The sequence below is a fragment of the Aeromonas sp. NJAU223 genome (assembly GCF_051125555.1).
Taxonomy (GTDB): domain Bacteria; phylum Pseudomonadota; class Gammaproteobacteria; order Enterobacterales; family Aeromonadaceae; genus Aeromonas; species Aeromonas veronii_G.
In genome coordinates, this window is the sequence record NZ_CP144204.1 from 4,356,201 (window position 1) to 4,374,159 (window position 17,959).

At 63.9% G+C, this 17,959-nt stretch carries 18 protein-coding genes; 14 read left to right on the plus strand and 4 right to left on the minus strand.

The window, feature by feature from the left end; all coding sequences use genetic code 11:
- The first annotated feature begins 177 nt into the window (after window positions 1–177).
- The 9 genes from VZC39_RS20065 (at window position 178) to malZ (ending at window position 8,670) form a co-directional block, all read left to right on the plus strand.
- Window positions 178–564 (plus strand): TraR/DksA family transcriptional regulator, encoded by a 387-nt coding sequence (locus tag VZC39_RS20065; protein ID WP_349920241.1) that lies wholly within the window; start codon window positions 178–180, stop codon window positions 562–564.
- Window positions 565–741: 177 nt separating this feature from the next.
- Window positions 742–1,617, plus strand: coding sequence for a hypothetical protein (locus VZC39_RS20070; RefSeq protein ID WP_434664688.1), 876 nt, complete (start codon window positions 742–744; stop codon window positions 1,615–1,617).
- A 108-nt stretch (window positions 1,618–1,725) separates the two neighbouring features.
- Window positions 1,726–2,172 (plus strand): DUF962 domain-containing protein, encoded by a 447-nt coding sequence (locus VZC39_RS20075; protein WP_434664690.1) that lies wholly within the window; start codon window positions 1,726–1,728, stop codon window positions 2,170–2,172.
- Window positions 2,173–2,188: 16 nt separating this feature from the next.
- Window positions 2,189–2,653: a CreA family protein gene (locus VZC39_RS20080; protein ID WP_349920247.1), complete on the plus strand. Its 465-nt coding sequence runs from the start codon at window positions 2,189–2,191 to the stop codon at window positions 2,651–2,653.
- Between the two features lie 77 nt (window positions 2,654–2,730).
- Window positions 2,731–3,720, plus strand: coding sequence for a 2-hydroxyacid dehydrogenase (locus VZC39_RS20085; RefSeq protein ID WP_434664692.1), 990 nt, complete (start codon window positions 2,731–2,733; stop codon window positions 3,718–3,720).
- A gap of 89 nt (window positions 3,721–3,809) precedes the next feature.
- On the plus strand, window positions 3,810–5,174 hold the full coding sequence (gene yegD / locus VZC39_RS20090) for a molecular chaperone (protein ID WP_434664693.1): 1,365 nt from the start codon (window positions 3,810–3,812) through the stop codon (window positions 5,172–5,174).
- A 197-nt stretch (window positions 5,175–5,371) separates the two neighbouring features.
- Window positions 5,372–5,791, plus strand: coding sequence for an META domain-containing protein (locus VZC39_RS20095; RefSeq protein WP_434664695.1), 420 nt, complete (start codon window positions 5,372–5,374; stop codon window positions 5,789–5,791).
- 81 nt (window positions 5,792–5,872) lie between these two features.
- Window positions 5,873–6,721, plus strand: a complete 849-nt coding sequence (locus VZC39_RS20100) for an HDOD domain-containing protein (RefSeq protein ID WP_434664697.1) — start codon at window positions 5,873–5,875, stop codon at window positions 6,719–6,721.
- A gap of 119 nt (window positions 6,722–6,840) precedes the next feature.
- Window positions 6,841–8,670, plus strand: coding sequence for a maltodextrin glucosidase (gene malZ, locus VZC39_RS20105; RefSeq protein ID WP_434664699.1), 1,830 nt, complete (start codon window positions 6,841–6,843; stop codon window positions 8,668–8,670).
- A gap of 153 nt (window positions 8,671–8,823) precedes the next feature.
- Here malZ and VZC39_RS20110 read toward each other — a convergent pair whose 3' ends face one another.
- Window positions 8,824–9,357, minus strand: a complete 534-nt coding sequence (locus VZC39_RS20110; protein WP_434664701.1) for an ATP--cob(I)alamin adenosyltransferase — start codon at window positions 9,355–9,357, stop codon at window positions 8,824–8,826.
- 112 nt (window positions 9,358–9,469) lie between these two features.
- Window positions 9,470–10,603, minus strand: a complete 1,134-nt coding sequence (locus VZC39_RS20115) for a DUF5610 domain-containing protein (protein ID WP_349920262.1) — start codon at window positions 10,601–10,603, stop codon at window positions 9,470–9,472.
- A 170-nt stretch (window positions 10,604–10,773) separates the two neighbouring features.
- Here VZC39_RS20115 and trmA point away from each other — a divergent pair, with 170 nt between their 5' ends.
- The 5 genes from trmA to VZC39_RS20140 all read left to right on the plus strand — a co-directional run bounded on the left by trmA (window position 10,774) and on the right by VZC39_RS20140 (window position 14,791).
- Complete coding sequence (trmA, locus tag VZC39_RS20120; protein ID WP_434664702.1) at window positions 10,774–11,880, plus strand: tRNA (uridine(54)-C5)-methyltransferase TrmA; 1,107 nt, start codon at window positions 10,774–10,776, stop codon at window positions 11,878–11,880.
- 135 nt (window positions 11,881–12,015) lie between these two features.
- The gene (rstA, locus tag VZC39_RS20125) at window positions 12,016–12,723 is read left to right on the plus strand and encodes a two-component system response regulator RstA (protein WP_349920264.1); all 708 of its coding nucleotides are present in this window, start codon (window positions 12,016–12,018) and stop codon (window positions 12,721–12,723) included.
- Window positions 12,724–12,860: 137 nt separating this feature from the next.
- Window positions 12,861–14,186 (plus strand): two-component system sensor histidine kinase RstB, encoded by a 1,326-nt coding sequence (rstB, locus tag VZC39_RS20130; RefSeq protein ID WP_349920265.1) that lies wholly within the window; start codon window positions 12,861–12,863, stop codon window positions 14,184–14,186.
- 55 nt (window positions 14,187–14,241) lie between these two features.
- On the plus strand, window positions 14,242–14,418 hold the full coding sequence (locus tag VZC39_RS20135) for a hypothetical protein (protein ID WP_349920267.1): 177 nt from the start codon (window positions 14,242–14,244) through the stop codon (window positions 14,416–14,418).
- Window positions 14,419–14,602: 184 nt separating this feature from the next.
- Entirely contained in the window at window positions 14,603–14,791 is a 189-nt protein-coding gene (locus VZC39_RS20140) for a hypothetical protein (protein WP_434664704.1), read from the plus strand.
- A gap of 75 nt (window positions 14,792–14,866) precedes the next feature.
- Here the strand turns inward: VZC39_RS20140 and VZC39_RS20145 are convergent, their stop codons facing one another.
- Window positions 14,867–16,111 (minus strand): malic enzyme-like NAD(P)-binding protein, encoded by a 1,245-nt coding sequence (locus VZC39_RS20145; RefSeq protein WP_434664706.1) that lies wholly within the window; start codon window positions 16,109–16,111, stop codon window positions 14,867–14,869.
- A gap of 178 nt (window positions 16,112–16,289) precedes the next feature.
- Entirely contained in the window at window positions 16,290–17,723 is a 1,434-nt protein-coding gene (locus VZC39_RS20150) for a DUF2867 domain-containing protein (RefSeq protein WP_434664708.1), read from the minus strand.
- Window positions 17,724–17,959: the final 236 nt, after the last annotated feature.

The window sequence follows — 17,959 nt, forward strand, 5'->3', positions numbered from 1 at the left end:
GGACGCACACTCTTTATCCGATTTACTTTGCATGCCTGCATTTTTTTGGTACAAGGCCCGCCCTGATTTGCACTCTCCTGCATGGAATTGGTGCAAAACGGGATACAAGGGCTTGGTCTGCAGACAGACAGCCCCCATAAATGGGAAAAATTGGGAAACTGACTGGTAGAAAACCATATGTGTGATTTCATGACTGAAGACCAGCTGACCTTCTACAAGGGTCAGATCGAGCGCCAAATCATCGAGCTCGAGGAGCGTCTCAACTCTCAAGCCAGCCAGGCCATCGCCACCGATACCAACGAGATGGCCGATGAAATTGACCGTGCCAGCGTCGAGGAGGCCCGCCGTCTGGAGCTGAACCGCATCGAGCACGACAAGTTGCACCTGCGTAAACTGAAAGGGGCGTTGAAACGCATCAACGAAGGGGACTTTGGCTACTGCGAATCCTGCGGTGACGAGATCTCCCTGAAGCGGTTGCAGGCTCGTCCTGAATCCCGCTTCTGCGTCGAGTGTCAGAGCACCAAGGAATTCAACGATACCCACGTGTTCCGCCGGGTCGCCTGACTCGGCCTGATGCCGCCCAGAGCATCCCTGCATCGCCAAGACGCCGAGCGACCGGTGTGCATGCAGGCGTATCAGGATGCGGGCGGCGCCAGCGGTTCACTCACGGCATCACAGCCAGAGCGTGGCAAGTTCTGTTAGACTCCGGGCAAGTCTTGGAATCTCACAGGAGCGCAGAGAGTGAAATGGCTCATCAGGCTGTGTTTGTGCCTGCCACTGCTGGCACAAGCACAGACCCTCACCGTCAAGGTCCCCAGCCGGCCCGTCAATCAACTCGATAACGACTATCAGCTCAAGCTGCTGGAGCTGGCGCTCACCCGTGCCGACCAGCCGTTCAAACTTGAGCAGGTCGAGCTCAATCTCAACCAATTCAGCCTGCAGCAGGAACTCAGCAAGGGCAAAAACATCAATGTGTACTGGATGGGAACCTCCAGTGCCCTCGAATCCTCCCTCATTCCGGTCCCCATCCCGCTGTTTCGCGGGCTGGAGGGGTTGCGGCTCTCCTTCATCCACGCCGATGCCCAGGAGAAGTTCAACCAGGTCAACAGCCTCACCGACCTCAAGAAGCTGAAGGCGGCGCAGGGGGTCGGCTGGGCCGACAACAAGATCCTGGAACTGGCGGGGATCCCCACCTATGCCGGTCGCTACAACAACCTGTTCCGCCTCATCAATGACGGTGACAAGCTCGATTTCTTCCCCCGCAACGTGGTGGAGATCTTCGCCGAGCGGGCCGAACTGAGCGCCCAGTACCCCAACCTCGCCGTCGAGCAACACCTGCTGCTGCGCTACCCCTTCGCCGAATTCTTCTTCGTCAGTCCAGAGAGCCCCAAACTGGCCAAGGCGATCCAGACCGGCCTCGAGCGCGCCTATGCCGATGGCAGCTTCATGAAGTTCTTCCGCGAGAATCCCAAGATCCGCGAGGCCCTGGCCAGCGCGAACCTGGAGGGTCGCCTCACCATCCCTCTGACCAACCCGGACATGACGCCGCTGCTTCGAAGCATTCCGGCCCAGTACTGGGATTATCCACCGGTGCAGTCACCTTCGCCCGCACCCTGACAGCCATGACCGCCCTCTGCCGCACACCCGGGCTCGGGGCGGCTCAGGAAACCAGAGCCATCCAGGATGGATGGCAGACCCGCGTCACTACAGCACCAGGGAGGTGCCATGAAACGACTCGAACAATGGTTCAGCGACTACGGTCAGAGCCACCGCCATCCGGTCAACATCGCCATCCACAAGGTGGCGGTGCCCGGCATCTATCTGTGCGGGCTGGCCCTGCTCTGGTGCCTGCCCAATGGGCCTCTGCCATCAGGTATCAACTGGGCCATGGTGGCGGCCATCCCGGTGCTGCTGTTCTACCTGCGTCTCTCACTTCCGTTGTTCTTCGGCATGGCGGCCCTCACCGGCCTCGGCCTGCTGGCCTGCCAGTGGTGGCAAGGGCCTCTTTTGCTGCCGGCGCTCATCGGCTTCGTGGTACTCTGGGTCGCCCAGTTTGTCGGCCATCAGATCGAGGGCAAGCGACCCTCCTTCCTCGCCGACCTGCAATTTCTGCTGATCGGCCCCGCCTGGGTGCTGGCCAGCCTCTATCGCCGCTTGGGCCTCCCCTATTGAGGCCAGGAGAAATCACATGTCCTACCGCATCCTGTCCCTGCTGCTGACCCTGCTGATCACCGGTCCCGCCCTCGCGGACAAGGCCGACCCCATCGGCGAGGTGAGCACCGCCTTCAAGCTGGTGGGCCCCAATCACAAGATAGTGATCGAGGCATTCGACGACCCCAAGATTGCCGGCATCGCCTGCTATCTGGCGCGGCCCAAGACCGGGGGCGTCAAGGGCGGGCTCGGGCTGGCGGAAGATCCCTCTCACGCGTCTCTCTCCTGCCACCAGACAGGCCCCATCACCCTGCCCGCCAAGCTGAAAGCCGGGGAGGAGGTGTTCGACGTCAACACCTCCCTGGTGTTCAAGGAGCAGAAAGTGGTGCGCTTTTACGACGAAAAACGCAACGCCCTGGTTTATCTGACTTACAGCACCAAGCTAGTGGATGGTTCTTACAAGAGTGCGGTGAGCGCGGTTCCCATCATGCCCTGGGGCTAATTCCCCACGATTTATCCCGTGATGAAGGCCGACGGTTGTTGTAATTTAACCACATCGATATCTGCGGAGAGCGCACCATGAAAGTCGCCGTTTTCAGTACCAAGAGCTATGACAAGGAACACTTCCATCAGGCCAACAGCCAGTACGGCTTCGAGCTGGAGTTCTTCGACGTGCGGCTGGAGGCCAAGACCGCCCGTCTTGCCCACCACTTCCCCGTGGTCTGCCTGTTCGTCAACGACGATGCCGACCGGGAGGTGCTGACCGATCTGGCCGCCAACGGCACCAAAGTGATCGCCTTGCGCTGCGCCGGTTACAACAACGTGGATCTGGTCGCCGCCAAGGAGCTGGGGCTGAAAGTGGTGCGCGTGCCCGCCTACTCCCCGGAGGCGGTGGCCGAGCACGCGGTCGGCCTCATGATGACCCTCAACCGTCGCATCCATAAGGCCTATCAGCGTACCCGCGACGCCAACTTCTCCCTGGAAGGGCTGGTGGGCTTCAACATGCACGGCCGCACCGCCGGCATCCTCGGCACCGGCAAGATCGGCATCGCCACCCTGCGCATCCTCAAGGGCTTCGGCATGCGCCTGCTGGTGAGCGATCCCTATCCAAACCAGGCGGCCATCGATCTCGGCGCCGAGTACGTGGATCTCGACACCCTGTTCCGCCAGTCCGACGTCATCAGCCTGCACTGCCCCCTGTTCAAGGAGAACTACCACCTGCTGAACAAGGAGGCCTTCGCCAAGATGAAGGACGGGGTGATGATCATCAACACCAGCCGCGGCGGCCTGCTCGACTCCAACGCCGCCATCGAGGCCCTCAAGACCGCCCGCATCGGCGCCCTGGGGCTGGACGTCTACGAGGAGGAGGAAGATCTCTTCTTCTCCGACAAGTCCAATGAGGTGATCACCGACGACGTCTTCCGCCGTCTGTCCGCCTGCCACAACGTGCTGTTCACCGGCCACCAGGCCTTCCTGACCCGGGAGGCGCTGCACGCCATCGCCGACACCACCCTCAGCAACATCCAGGCCATCGAGCGCCAGGGCCACTGCGACAACGAGGTGGAATAAACCACCCGCCATTCAGCCGCGCCGGGTTGTGAGACCCGGCGCCTTCGGGTAGGCTACCAGCCCTTTTTTGAACAGGAGCCTGGCCGCCCATGTTTATCGGATTTGATTACGGTACCTCCAACTGCGCCGTTGCCGTGATGGAGCAAGGCAGCCCCCGGCTGCTGACCCTGTCAGGCTCCCGCTACCTCCCCTCCACCCTGCATGCCCCCCACAGAGATGCCATCGCAGGCCTCTTGGCGGAGCGGCTGACCCCTGCCCGGCAGAGCGAATATCTCAAGCTGCGCGGCCCCGTGGTCACCCGGGCCCAGGCGGTGCGTCGCCAGATGCGCGAAGAGGGCCTGATCGACGAGCTCAGCTTCGGCAACGCGGCCCTCGAGCGCTACCTGGAGGAGCCAGACGACGGCTACTACATCAAGTCGCCGAAATCCTTCCTCGGCGCCTACGGCCTCAAGGCCCCCCAGATCGCCCTGTTCGAGGACATCGTCTGCGCCATGATGCTGCAGGTGCGCGAAGAGGCGGAGCAGCAGCTGGGCCAGCCGGTGCGCAGCGCCGTCATCGGCCGTCCGGTCAACTTCCAGGGGCTGGCGGGGGAGGAGAGCAACCGCCAGGCCATCGCCATCCTGACCGAGGCGGCCCGCCTCGCCGGGTTCGAGCAGGTGGAGTTCCTCTATGAACCGGTGGCGGCCGGTTTCGAATTCGAGGCCCGCCTCGACGAGGATGCCGTGGTGCTGGTGGTGGACATCGGCGGCGGTACCACCGACTGCTCCATGCTGCGCATGGGCCCGAGCCATCGCGATCGGCTGGATCGCAGCGGCGATCTGCTCAGCCACAGTGGCCAGCGCATCGGCGGCAACGACTTCGACATCCGGCTGACGGTGGAGGGCATGATGCCGCTGCTCGGCATGCACGAGACCCTCAAGACTGGCAAGCCCCTGCCCCACCCGCTGTTCTGGGACGCGGCCGCCATCAACGACGTCAGCGCCCAGAGTCGATTCTACAGCCTGGATACCGCTCGCCAGCTCCAAGACCTGCAGCTCGACAGCCAGCCCGGCACCAAGCTCACCCGTCTCGCCAGCCTGCGGGCCCACAAGCTGAGCCACCAGCTGGTGTGGCGTGCCGAGCAGGGTAAGATCGCCCTCTCCGACCACGAGCTCAATCAGCAATCCCTGAGCGAGCTGGAGAAAGGGTTGGCGGCGGAACTCAGCCGTGATCAGCTGGCCTCTGCCTCTGCCCCACTGCTGGAGAAGATCGGTGAGCTGATGGATGAGGCCATCACCGCCGCCGGCGTGCAACCGGACCGGATCTTCATCACCGGCGGCAGCGCCAAGTCGCCCCTCATCAAGGCATTCATCCGCCACAAGCTTCCCGAGACCCCGCTGGAAGGGGGTGATGACTTCGGCTCGGTGGCATCTGGCCTGGCCCGTTACGCCGAGCGGCTGTTCGCCAGCGCCTAAGCGCGACATGAGAACAAAAGGGGCCACATTGTGGCCCCTTTTTCATCCGACGAGGCTCGGCCGGGGCGGGTGTTGCCATTTACCGACACCCCTCCCGTACAGGGGGCGACAGAAGCGGTCGGTGCTCCCCCTGCCCGCCCTGCCCCGGGGCCCGGGGTGCAGGTATGCTTGTCACTCCCATCACCGGAGCCCCAGCAATGCCCAGAATGTTGTTACTCCTGCTCGCCCTGCTCCTGCTCAGCGCCTGCAGCAGTACGCCTCGCTTCGCCCAGCAAGACTTGCAGCACCATCACTGGGTGCTCGACAGGCTGGATGGTCAACCCGTTGCCAGCGGCCCGGACAACCGTCCCGACATCGAGATTGGCGAGCACTTCACCGTCAACGGCATCGCCGGTTGCAACCGCTACTTTGGCCAGGGCAACCTCGAAGGCAACAGGTTCTGGGTCAGCAGCCTCGGCAGCACCGCCATGGCCTGCCAGCCCCAGCTCGATCTGATCGAGCAGGCCGTCCTCGCCACCCTGATGGAAGGGGCAACCCTGGACGGTTCTCAGGAGGCTCTGATCCTGCAGGGGAAACGGCACCGTTTGGAATACAAGCTGCGGGACTGGGTGTTCTAACCGCCTTTCGCACTCACGAAATCTGAGCCCCTCACAGGAACAACTGACCAGGCTGTGGCACAATATGAGGCACTGTTCGCAATGGAGGCTGCCTCAGCCATGTCGATGGATCGCCTGTTTGACAAGATCAAACAACTGCCCACTATTCCCAAGCTGCTGCACGAGCTGATGCAGAGCTTCAGCGACGAGAATGCGCGCATCGACGAGATCGCGGCCAAGATCGCCATGGACCAGGTGATCAGCGTCAAGGTGCTGCGCATGGCCAATTCAGCCGCCCTGCGCCGGGGCAACGAGGTCACCTCCATCGAGCAGGCGGTGATCCGGCTTGGCTTCAACCGGTTGCGTTCCGTGGTGGTGGCCTCCGGCATCATCAGCAGCTTCAAGGCTCCCCCCAGTTTCGACAAGCACCACTTCTGGACCCAGACCTTCCAGGTCGCCACCATCGCCCGCACCCTGGCCCAGCAGACCCGGGTGGTGGATGCGGAGACTGCCTTCACCTGCGCCCTCATCCACAACATCGGCGAACTGCTGATCCAGAGCACCCTGCCGGAAGAGGCCGAGCTCATCAATCTGGCCATGGAGAAGGGCAGCAGCCGGGTCGATGCCCAGCGGGAGATGCTGGGATACGACTATGCCCAGCTCGGCGCCGAGCTGGCGCGGCGCTGGAACCTGGCGGAATCCTTCGTCGATGCCATTGCCCAGCAGCTGGATCCCCTCTCCTATCGGCCGGTCAGCAAGGAGGCGGTGCTGATCCGCCTCGCCGTCTTCGTCTCCTTCGCCTGGCATGCCGGGGTACCGGCTCAGGCCATCATCAGCCGCTTCCCCAAGCCACTGGCGGACGAACTGGGACTGGATCCCGCCACCCTGGGTTCCCAGCTCGAACAGCTCCATGAGCAGGGCAATGCCCTTGCCGATCTGCTCACCCAGTAGACTCACACCGGCGTGGCCAGAACGGGCAGGATCCGCGTCCCATTCTGGTCAACCCGCACATACACAAGAAAACGAACGGGGTAATATTGCCCTGGCCGACCTTTGACGCAGTAGAGACCATGACCCATCCCTTCCTGTTTCACCCCCAGGTGGCACCCTGGTTCAAAGAGAGTGCCGACGCCCTGCAACTCACCCTGTTCAGCGAGCTGGACGCGCCTATCCGGGAGGTGTGGCTGCGCCACGAACCGGACAACGAAGAGTACCTGCTGGCCATGCGCCCCGTTTCCACCCGGGACAGGCTGCAGGTGTGGCAGGTCGAGCTGCCCCTCATCCGGGGTCAGGAGATCCACCTCTACTGCTTCAAGTGCATCACGGACGAAGAGCAGTGGTGGCTGCACGGGGCCGGCGTCAGTGCCGCCATGCCGCCGCGGGAGCAGCATTTTCGCTTCAACAGCCGCCATCAGCCGCCGACCTGGGTACAGGATCAGGTGTTCTACCAGATCTTCCCCGACCGCTTCTGCAACGGCGATCCGTCCTTGAGCGTTCGTCATCACGAATACGAGTACAAGGGCAAGGCGGTCATCAGCAAGGCCTGGGGCGAGCCGGTCAGCCGCCACGAGGAAGGGCACGGTGCCTGCGAGTTCTACGGCGGGGATCTGGCGGGGATCGACGCCAAGCTGCACTACCTGCAATCCCTCGGCATCACGGCGCTCTACCTCAACCCCATCTTCGACTCGCCGAGCAACCACAAGTACGACACCCAGGACTACTTCAAGGTGGACGCCCACCTCGGCACCAACGAACAGTTCGCCGAGCTGACCCGCAACCTGCACCAGCGTGGCATGAAGATCATCCTGGATGCCGTGGTCAACCACACCTCCACCGAACACCCCTGGTTCTGCCCGCCGCTGGGTGCCCAGAGCAATCCGGACTCCCCCTGGCGCAGCTTCTACACCTTCGACAAGGAAGGGGATTATGTCAGCTGGAAGGGCATTCGCAGCTTGCCCAAGCTGGATTTCTCCAGCGAGCAGGTGCAAGACGCTGTCTACCGTGCCGACAACGCCATTCTGCGCTACTGGATGAGGGCGCCGTATCAGATCGACGGCTGGCGCTTCGACGTCATCCACATGCTGGGGGAGCGGGGCTCGGCTATCGGCAACAGCGGCCATGTGCGCGCCATTCGCGGCGCCGTGAAGCAGGAGAACCCGGACGCCTACGTGCTCGGCGAACACTTCTTCGAGGCGAGCCAGTGGCTGCAGGGGGATCAGGAGGACGGCGCCATGAACTACTACGGCTTCGCCCACCCCATCCGCGCCTTCCTGGCGGGGCAAGACATCGCCTATCACCCCATCAAGATCAGCGCCGAAGAGCTGGATCGCTGGCTCAAGCTGGCGCGGGCCCATATCCCGTTCAAGAACCAGCTGGCCCAGTTCAACCTGCTGGACAGCCACGACACCGCCCGCTTCCTGCACCTGCTGGGGGAGGACAAGCAGCGCATGCGCCTCGCCGCCACCCTGCTCATCACCTACATCGGCGTGCCCTCCATCTACTACGGTGACGAGGTGGGGCTCTCCGGCGGCAACGATCCGGACTGCCGCCGCTGCTTCCCCTGGGAGACCACGAACTGGGATCACGTGCTGCACGATCACTACCGCCGCCTGATCCAGCTGCGCCGCCAGCGTCCGGCCCTGCGCCGGGGGGACATCCAGACCCTCTACGCCGGCCCCCACAGCTATGTGTTCGCCCGCACCCTGCAAAGCGACCAGGTCGTCGTCGCCTGCAACCGCCACCCCACGGAGCCGCGCACCATCAGCCTGCCTCTGTGGCAGACTGCGAGCCCGGCGAGCCGCTTCACCGACGCCTTCAACGGCGACAAGTTCGAGGTGGTGCATGGGGAGGTGCAGCTCACCATCCCGGCCAACTCGGCCAGGGTGCTGCTGTCGAGCTGAGTGCCGCGACCATAAAAAAACCGGAGCCTGGGCTCCGGTTTTTTTATCTGGCATCGCCATCAGTGGATAACGCTGCCATTTCATCACTTTACTGCGTCATCACACTGCCCTGCACAAACCAGCATAATGAAAATCCTTTAATGGCCAGATTAGTCAGTAGTTGATGCTAACATAGGGCACTTCCGGCACATCCCAGTGCAGCTTGAGGAAGACGGTCAGCACAAAGAAGAAGTTCGCCAGCAGGTTGGCGAAGCGGTAGAGGATGGGATCGAAACGCACCCCGCTCTCCTCGAGGCGCACCAGCAACCGCACCACCTTCTTGCTGCCGCAGCGGCACAGGTGCAGGGTGGGGATGGGCTGGGGCCCCTGGGGCAGCACGAAGCCGGTCACCCGGCCGCGGCTCGCCTCGTTGTAGTGATCGTAACGTCCCTTCAGCCACACCAGATCCTCCTCGAAGATGCCGAGCCTGCCGCGCACCGAGCCGTTGAGGTTGTAGATGAGTCGCTGCAGAGTCGCCAGATCTGCCGCCATCTCGCGGGTCTCGGCCTCGGCAGGCAGCGCGGCGAGCACGGCTCCCACCTGGCAGCAGAGCTCGTCGGTGGCGATCTCGTAGTCGCACTGGAACTGGGTCTCGAAGATGAAGGGGTAGCAGAGCTCGCGCTTGTCTCTTGGCTTCTTGGGGTTCATGGCCGCATCTGTCTTGGGGAAAAGGGCAGTGTGCCAGCCCTGCCACTGCCGAGCAAACAGGACTGGCAAACCATCCACGCGGCCCCGGCTCGCGGGGCTGCGACCACGCCGTCTAGCCGGCCGCCATCTGCTGGCCGAGCAGGTGCGATGCCTCCAGCATCCGCTGGTTGAAGCCCATGAAACCGGCACCCAGGGCGGCATCGTTCTGGCCCCGCGCCGCCAGCACGACCGGGGTGAGCGCCTGCTGCTGGGAGGCGGGCAGCAGGGCATCGGCCTGCTGCTGCCACTGACTGAGCCTCGGCAGGTAGTCCGCCAGGGGCTTGAGGCTCTCCTGCAGCGAGTGGGCTCCCTGATAGGTCTGGCTCAGCCGGCTCGACTGCCTGAGCTTGAGGGAGTAGGCAGCGAGCTGGCTGTCATCCAGCGGCAAGCCGCTCAGCTTGTCTGCCAGGGTGGAGCCATCGCCGTTGAAGAAGTGGCTGGCCAGATCATCCAGCCCCTTCACCAGCTTGATGATGGCGTCGATCTCGCTGCCACCGAACTCCCCTTCCACCGACAGATCAACCCCCTGGCTCGACGCCAGGCTGAACTGGTTGCCCTCCTCCCCGTGGCGGGACTTGAACTGCCAGCTGTCGCTGAAGCGCAGGATCACCTTGTCCCCGTCGCGGGTCTCGATCTCGAGGGCCCCCTGTCGGCGGCTCGCCATCTCGGCATCCCCGAGCTCGGTGGGAGAGAGCTGGCCGAAGAACTCCTTCTCGAAGGACTCGAGCCCTTCCTGGATCAGCTTGTAACTCTGATCCATGCCGGTCTTGATGTCTTCGTTGTCCGCCCAGCTGCCGAGCTGCTCCCTGGCGCCGCCGAAGCCCATGTCGACCCCCTTGCGGGCCTGGGCCATCATCTCGGCCAGATCCTCGTCGCTCTTGCCGTCCGCCCGCGCCGCCCCCAACCGCCCGGTGACGAACTGCAACACGTTGTCCGCCACCGACTGGTAGTCGAACAGGGTCTCCGGGGTAATCTCCTCTACCGGTTCCAGCTTGAACTCCTGGCTCCTGGGCGCCTGATAATGCTGGCCGTTGATCGCCAGGGAGAACTGCAGCGCCTGCTGGATCAGCCGCTGCGCCCATTTCGGTGGCTGATTGAGGGAGACCTGATCCCCCTCCTGCGCCGGTTTCTGCGCGCTGGTCTGGACTGCCTTGGGGGAGGCACCCGCTCCCTTGGGTTGGGCCGCGCCCACGCCGTCAATTTGCATCTCTCTTCCTCCCGCCAATGGTGGTAAATCGGTTATCGGCCCGAGTGAACACTTCTTGACCATAAAAGTTTGGAGAATCTGCGCCGCCCTTTTACAATCTTGCCCCTTTGGTTGGCTGTTCGGCCTCCCCCGGTTTTTACCCGGCTCAGCCCGGCGCATGCGAGGTATCCATGACTCAATCCCAGCGAACTCCTGCTGACTACCAGGCCCAGCTCGACGAGAAGAACACTCGGCTCACCGAGCTGTTCGCCGGCTTCAACCCGCCGGCCCTGGAAGTGCATGCCTCCCCCGCCGAGCACTACCGGATGCGCGCCGAGTTTCGCATCTGGCACGAGGGGGATGATCTCTTCCACTGCATGTATGCCCCGGCCACCAAGGAGATCATCCGGGTCGATCAGTTCCCCACCGCCAGCCTGCTCATCAATCGCCTGATGCCGGTGCTGGTCGAGGGGCTGCGTCCGCACCCGGTGCTGCGCCGCAAACTGTTCCAGATTGACTACCTCTCCACCCAGTCCGGCCAGATCTGTGTGAGCCTGCTCTATCACCGCAAGCTGGAAGCCGAGTGGCAGCAGGCCGCCGAGGCCCTGCAGGCTGATCTGCGTGCCCAGGGCTTCGATCTGCAACTGATTGGCCGCGCTCACAAGCAGAAGATCTGTCTGGGGGAGGAGTTCGTCATCGAGCGACTCAACGTGCAAGGGCGGGAGCTCATCTACAAGCAGGTGGAGAACAGCTTCACCCAGCCCAATGCCGCCATCAACGAACAGATGCTGGGCTGGGCGCTGGACGTGACCAAGGGGAGCGAAGGAGATCTGCTGGAGCTCTACTGCGGCAACGGCAACTTCTCCATCGCCCTGGCCCAGAACTTCCGCAAGGTGCTGGCCACCGAGATCGCCAAGCCGAGCGTGGACTCCGCCCAGTACAACATCGCCGCCAACGGGGTGGACAACCTCATCATACTGCGCATGTCCGCCGAGGAGTTCACCATGGCGATGCGCGGCGAGCGGGCGTTCAATCGCCTCAAGGGCGTCGACTTGCAGAGCTACCAATGCAACACCATCTTCGTGGATCCGCCCCGCGCCGGCCTCGATGATGCCACCGTCAAGCTGGTGCAGGAGTACGACAACATCCTCTACATCTCCTGCAACCCACAGACCCTGCAGGCCAACATGGCGGTGCTCGGCGAGACCCACGAGATCGCCCGCTTCGCCCTGTTCGACCAGTTCCCCTGGACCCACCACATGGAAGCCGGGGTCTATCTGAAACGCAAGGCGAGCTAAACCGAACAATATTCAAAGCAACATGACGACGGGGCCCAGGGCCCCGTCTGATTATTTATCGCTGTGCAGGTCGTGGCGGGAGCCGTTATGCTGGCGGGACGCGCATTCGCGCCATTGCCGGGGTGCCATATCACCATGCCACGCGTTCTCTTTGTTGAAGATGATCCCGAGATTGGCCAGCTCATCAGCAGCTGGCTCGGCCGCCACGATATCGAGGTCCTGCTGGAGACCCGGGGGGACAAAGCCCTGGCCCGGGTCGAGGCCGAACAGCCGGATCTGGTGCTGCTGGACATCATGCTGCCGGGTCAGGATGGCCTCTCCCTGTGCCGGGATCTGCGCCCGCGCTTTGCCGGCCCCATCGTCATGCTCACCTCCCTCGACAGCGACATGAACCAGATCCTGAGTCTGGAGCTCGGTGCCAACGACTACATCCTCAAGACCACGCCGCCCTCCGTGCTGCTGGCCCGGCTGCGGGTCCAGTTCCGCCAGCAGGGTCAGGCGTCGCAGGCCGCCCCGGCCAGCCCGCCGCCCCAGCGTCTGCAGTTCGGCCGTCTGCAGATAGACGGCCCGGCGCGGGACGTGCGCCTCGATGGCAGCAGCATTCCCCTCTCCACCGCCGACTTCGATCTCTTGTGGGAGCTCGCCTGCCACGCCGGCCACATCCAGGGGCGGGAGGCGCTGTTTCGCAGCCTGCGGGGACGGGACTACGACGGCCAGGATCGCAGCATGGACGTGGCCATCTCCCGCCTGCGCCGCAAGCTGGGCGATGATCCCAACAACCCGAGCCGGATCAAGACAGTACGCCAGAAAGGCTACCTGCTGGTGCCCCAGGCCTGGGAATGAATCCCCATTCGCCCGCCTGCACACCCGCATCCCGGGCGATGTTCCCCGGCCGAATCGGGACGATGCGCCAGGAAAGCTGCCTGCCGGTACCCCTGGCCTGGGAATAGGGGTCTCATCATCTCGCAAGGAGGGCCATCGTGCGCCGCCTGTTTATCCAGTTCTACCTGTTGCTCATCGGCTGCTTCGGCCTCGCCATTCTGCTGATCGGCCTGGTCTATCAGGTCAGCGCCGAACGGGCGGGGGATCGCTATCTCGAACACATGATGCAAGGCTCCCTCGGCCTGCTCACCGGCGAGCTGGCGCGCCTGCCACCGGAGCACTGGCCCGCCCGCATGGGGGAGCAGAGCCGTCAGCTCAACCTGCCGCTGCAGATCGGCGCCCTCAGCAGCCAGCCTCTTGCCCGGGAGGACCAGGCCTTCCTCGCGGCGGGCAACATCGTCATCGTCGAGGAGGACGACACCTTCCTGCAGCGTATCCCCGCTACCGATCAGGTGCTGATCGTCGGCCCCGTCCCCTACCTCTCCTACCTGCACGAGCTGCACTGGGTGGATGTGGGGTTGCTGCTGCTCATCGGTCTCTCCCTCGGCCTGCCCATACTGCTCTGGCTCCGGCCCCATTGGCGCGGCCTGCAACAACTCGAACAGACCGCCCGCCGCGTCGGGGACGGGGATCTCTCCAGCCGCACCGGCCTGTCCCCCGGCAGCAGCCTGGCCCGGGTCGGCCGCACCTTCGATCTGATGGCCGAGCAGTTGCAGGCCATGCTGGCCAGCCGCAAACAGCTGACCGACGCCATCGCCCACGAGCTGCGCACCCCCCTCGTCAGGTTGCGCTACCGGCTCGCCATGCTGGAGCCGCAACCCGCAGAGGCGGACAGACAGGGGATTGAGCGCGACCTCGGAGCGCTGGATTCCCTCATCGAGGAGATGCTGACCTATGCCCGGCTCGATAGACCCGAACTGCCGCTGCAGTGCAGCGACCTGGAGCTCGGGCGCTGGGCCGACGCGCACCTGAGCGATTGGCAGGCCCTGCAGCCACAGAAGTCCCTCAGCTTCACGCCCCCCGTCGAGCCCCTGCCCTGGCGCGGGGATGCCCGGCTGCTGGCGCGGGCACTGGAGAATCTCATCGGCAACGCCCTGCGCCATGCGCAGCACAGGGTGACCCTGACCATGGCACGAGCGGGGGAACACTATCTGCTGACGGTGAGCGACGACGGCCCCGGCATCGATCCGGCGTTGGCCCCCCAGATCTTCGAGCCCTTCGTGCGCCTCGACCAGAGCCGGGACCGGCGTACCGGCGGTGCCGGTCTCGGGCTCGCCATCGTGCGCAGCATCGCCCGTCACCACGGCGGCGAGGTGCAGCTGCTGCCTGGCGAAACGGGGGCCCGTTTCTGCCTGACCCTGCCCGTACATTTGGATACAAGCCGTCACCAGCCACTCACTGAAGCCGGGGCCGGATCCCCCTAGGATGAAGGTCATGGAGCTGAACTCCATAACATCAACCCGAATGAGGAACTGGAATATGAACAAGCTGATCCCCCTGAGCCTGGCCGCTGTCTTCGCCCTGACCTCCGGCTTCACCATGGCTGCCACCCCCACCAAGGGTGCCGCTCCCAAGGCTACCCAGACCAAGGTCGTGAAGAAACATCACAAGACCGCCAAGGCGCCGGCCGTCAAGGTCGCCCCCAAAACCAAGTAAGCGCGTTGAGATTTCACTGCCAAGGGGCCCGACAGGGCCCCTTTGTTTTTGCCCCTCGCCAGACAGGGCCGCTGGTCGTACATACGGATACAAGCCGTCACCCACTGCTCACTGAAACCCGTCGGCTTTCCCCCCAGAATGAAGTCATGGAGAAACGCTCCATGACTTCCACGAGGTAGTGAATATGAACAAGCTGATCCCCCTGAGCCTTGCCGCCGTCTTCACCCTGACCTCCGGCTTCACCCTGGCCGCCACTCCGACCCAGGCCGCCGCCCCTCACGCCACCCAGACCAAGGTGGTGAAGAAACACCACCAGGCGGCCCACGCCAAGGTGGCGCCCAGCGCCAAGAAGGTCACCCCCAAGAGCGCCTGATCCGCGCCAGCCATGAAAAAGGGGCCCCATCACGGGGCCCCTTCTGTTTTCATCGGTTCATCGTCAAACCCGGGCTCAGCCTTGCATGTAGTCCGCCGGCAGGGCGATGCGGGCCACCCCGGATGTCACGGCAGCCAGCGCCACGGCGCGGGCCACCCGCGGCAGCAGACGGGCGTCCATCGGCTTGGGAATGACGTAATCCTTGCCAAAGCTCAGTTCGCTCACCCCGGCGGCAGTCAACACCTCGGCGGGCACGGGTTCCTTGGCCAGGGCGCGGATGGCCTCCACCGCCGCCACCTTCATGGCATCGTTGATGCGGCTGGCGCGGGCGTCCAGGGCGCCGCGGAAGATGAAGGGGAAGCAGATGACGTTGTTGATCTGGTTCGGGTAGTCGGAGCGACCGGTGCCCATGATGAGATCGGCGCGCACGGCGTGGGCCAGGGCGGGCTTGATCTCGGGATCCGGGTTGGAGCAGGCGAAGATCACCGGGTTGGGCGCCATCAGGGCCACCGCCTCGGCGGGCAGCACGTCAGGGCCGGAGACGCCGACGAACACGTCCGCCCCTTCGATCACCTCCATCAGGGTGCGCAACGGGGTGTCGTTGGCGAAACGCTGCTTGTACTGGTTCAGATCGGTGCGCCCCGTGTGGATCACCCCCTGGCGGTCCAGCATGAAGATGTTCTGCGGCGCGGCGCCACAGGTGATCAGCAAGTCCATGCAGGCGGTGGCGGCGGCGCCGGCCCCCATGCAGACGATGCGGCTGGTGGCCAGCGTCTTGCCCTGCACTTCCAGGGCGTTGAGCAGGCCGGCGGCGGTGACGATGGCGGTGCCGTGCTGATCATCGTGGAACACGGGGATGTCACAGCGTTCGATCAGTGCCTGCTCTATCTCGAAGCACTCCGGCGCCTTGATGTCTTCCAGGTTGATGCCGCCGAAGGTGTCGGCGATGGCGGCCACCGTATCGATGAACTGGGCGCTGGTCTCATGCTTCACTTCGATATCGATGGCGTCGATGCCGGCGAAGCGCTTGAACAGCAGGGCCTTGCCCTCCATCACCGGCTTGGAGGCCAGCGGCCCCAGGTTGCCCAGCCCCAGAATGGCGGTGCCGTTGGAGATGACGGCCACCAGGTTGCCCTTGCCGGTATAGCGGTAGGCGTTGTCCGGATCCGCGGCTATCTCGCGCACCGGCTCGGCCACCCCAGGACTGTAGGCCAGCGCCAGATCGCGGGCGGTCTCGGCGGGCTTGGTGAGGGCGATGGCAATCTTGCCGGGAATGGGTTGGGCGTGATAATCGAGCGCTTGTTGACGCAGATCGGACATGGGGGACCCCGATACGGAAGTGAATTGAGTGGTGCGTGACTCGCCAGGGACGAGGGCTCGGGATCATAAAGAAAACCATCTGGCTTTCACAGCATAAACTATCGCCTTTCACTACTGACAAAGAGATTGGCAGCATGTCACACCACCCAATCATACCTATTTAGTTATAGATATGGTTTCAATCCATCACGGGTATGCCCGCCCGCACCTCCGCCTGGCGAGCGATCGCCTCCGTCATCCCCTGGAATATGAACAGATGGAACGGCAGCATGGCGAGCCAGTAGGCCAGCCCCCAGGCACCCTGCGGATGCCAGTGGGCCGTGACCCTCAGCCGGGTCAGGCCGGACTCCAGCGGCTGTATGTTGAATTCGAGCCGCCCCACCCCGGGGGCCTTCATGTTGAACAAGAGATCCAGCCTGCGCCCCTCGTCCACCCCCAGGATCTGCCAGGAGTCCAGCATGTCGCCCTTCACGAACCGGGCCGGATTGGTGCGCCCCCGGGTCAGGGCCGGGCCGCCTATCAGGTGATCCATCCATTCGCGCACCGCCCAGAGCTCGTTCATGTAGAAGTAGCGCTGCTCCCCCCCGAGCAGCTGCAACACCTGCCACACCACCTCGGGGGTGGCGAGACACACCGCCTCCCCGCTCGCGGTGCGATCGTAGAAGCCGTATTCCGGATGGCGCCAGCGCAAGCCGAGCGGCGTCTCCTCTCCCTGCTGCTCGGCACCCAGTTTCTGCTCCAGAGCCAGGCTCTCGCTCAGCGCCTCGTCGAAGCTGAGCAGATGCTGGGGCAGCAAGGCACGCAGCGGGCCGTCATCCGCCGGAATGTCGTGCTTGAGCCCCCCCACCAGCGCCTTGGCGATGGGTTGGGGCACCGAGGTCGCGAACTGCAACCACCAGGCCGACAGGCGCGGACTCAGGAAGGGGATGGGAACGATGGGGCAGCGCTTGCCGATGTGGACGGCAAACTTCTGCAACTGCTGCTGGTAGCTGAGCAGCTCGGGGCCGGCGGCGTTGAACACCTGACCATCCACCCCGTCGGCCTCCACCAGCCCCGCCAGATAGTGCAGCAGGTTGGACAGCGCAATCGGCGGCGTGCGGGAGCGCACCCACTTGGGCGTCACCATCATGGGCAGGTTGAACACCAGATCCCGCATCACCTCAAAGGCCGCCGAGCCCGGGCCTATGATGATGCCGGCCCGCAACTCCACCGTGGGCACCCCCGCCTCGCGAAACAGTTCACCACAGTGACGGCGGGAGTTGAGGTGACGGCTGTTGCAGGGCTCGGGCTGGATGGCACCGAGGTAGATGATGCGCCGCACCCCGGCGGCGCGGGCGGCGGCGGCGAAGTTCTTCACCCCCTGCTGCTCCAGCCGGTGAAAACCGGCGCCGGCCCCCATGGCATGCACCAGGTAGAAGACGGTATCGATCCCGGCCAGAGCGGGCAGCAGGGTGATGGGTTTGAGGCTGTCGGCGAGGCGAAACTCCACCCCCTGTGGCAGGCGGCAGGGGCGCCGCGCCCCGGCGATCACCCGATAACCCAACCCCTGCAGGTGAGGCACCAGGTAGGAACCTATATAACCCGCCGCCCCCATCACCAGACAGTTTCTCATCGGTATTTTCCCTGTTTTATTCGAGCCAAGCATTAGAAACCCACTACCGGCAAACCGGGCACCAGGTAAGAATCCATACGGTAACCCGCAGCTCCCATCACCAGACAGTCACGCATGTACACACTCCCTATTTCCCATTGGCCACCCCTTCACGGCACACGGAGAAGGGAACGTCCACCATAGGGCAAAGCGGGGCAATACAGAACGCCGGGCAACAAAAAAGGCACCCATTGGGC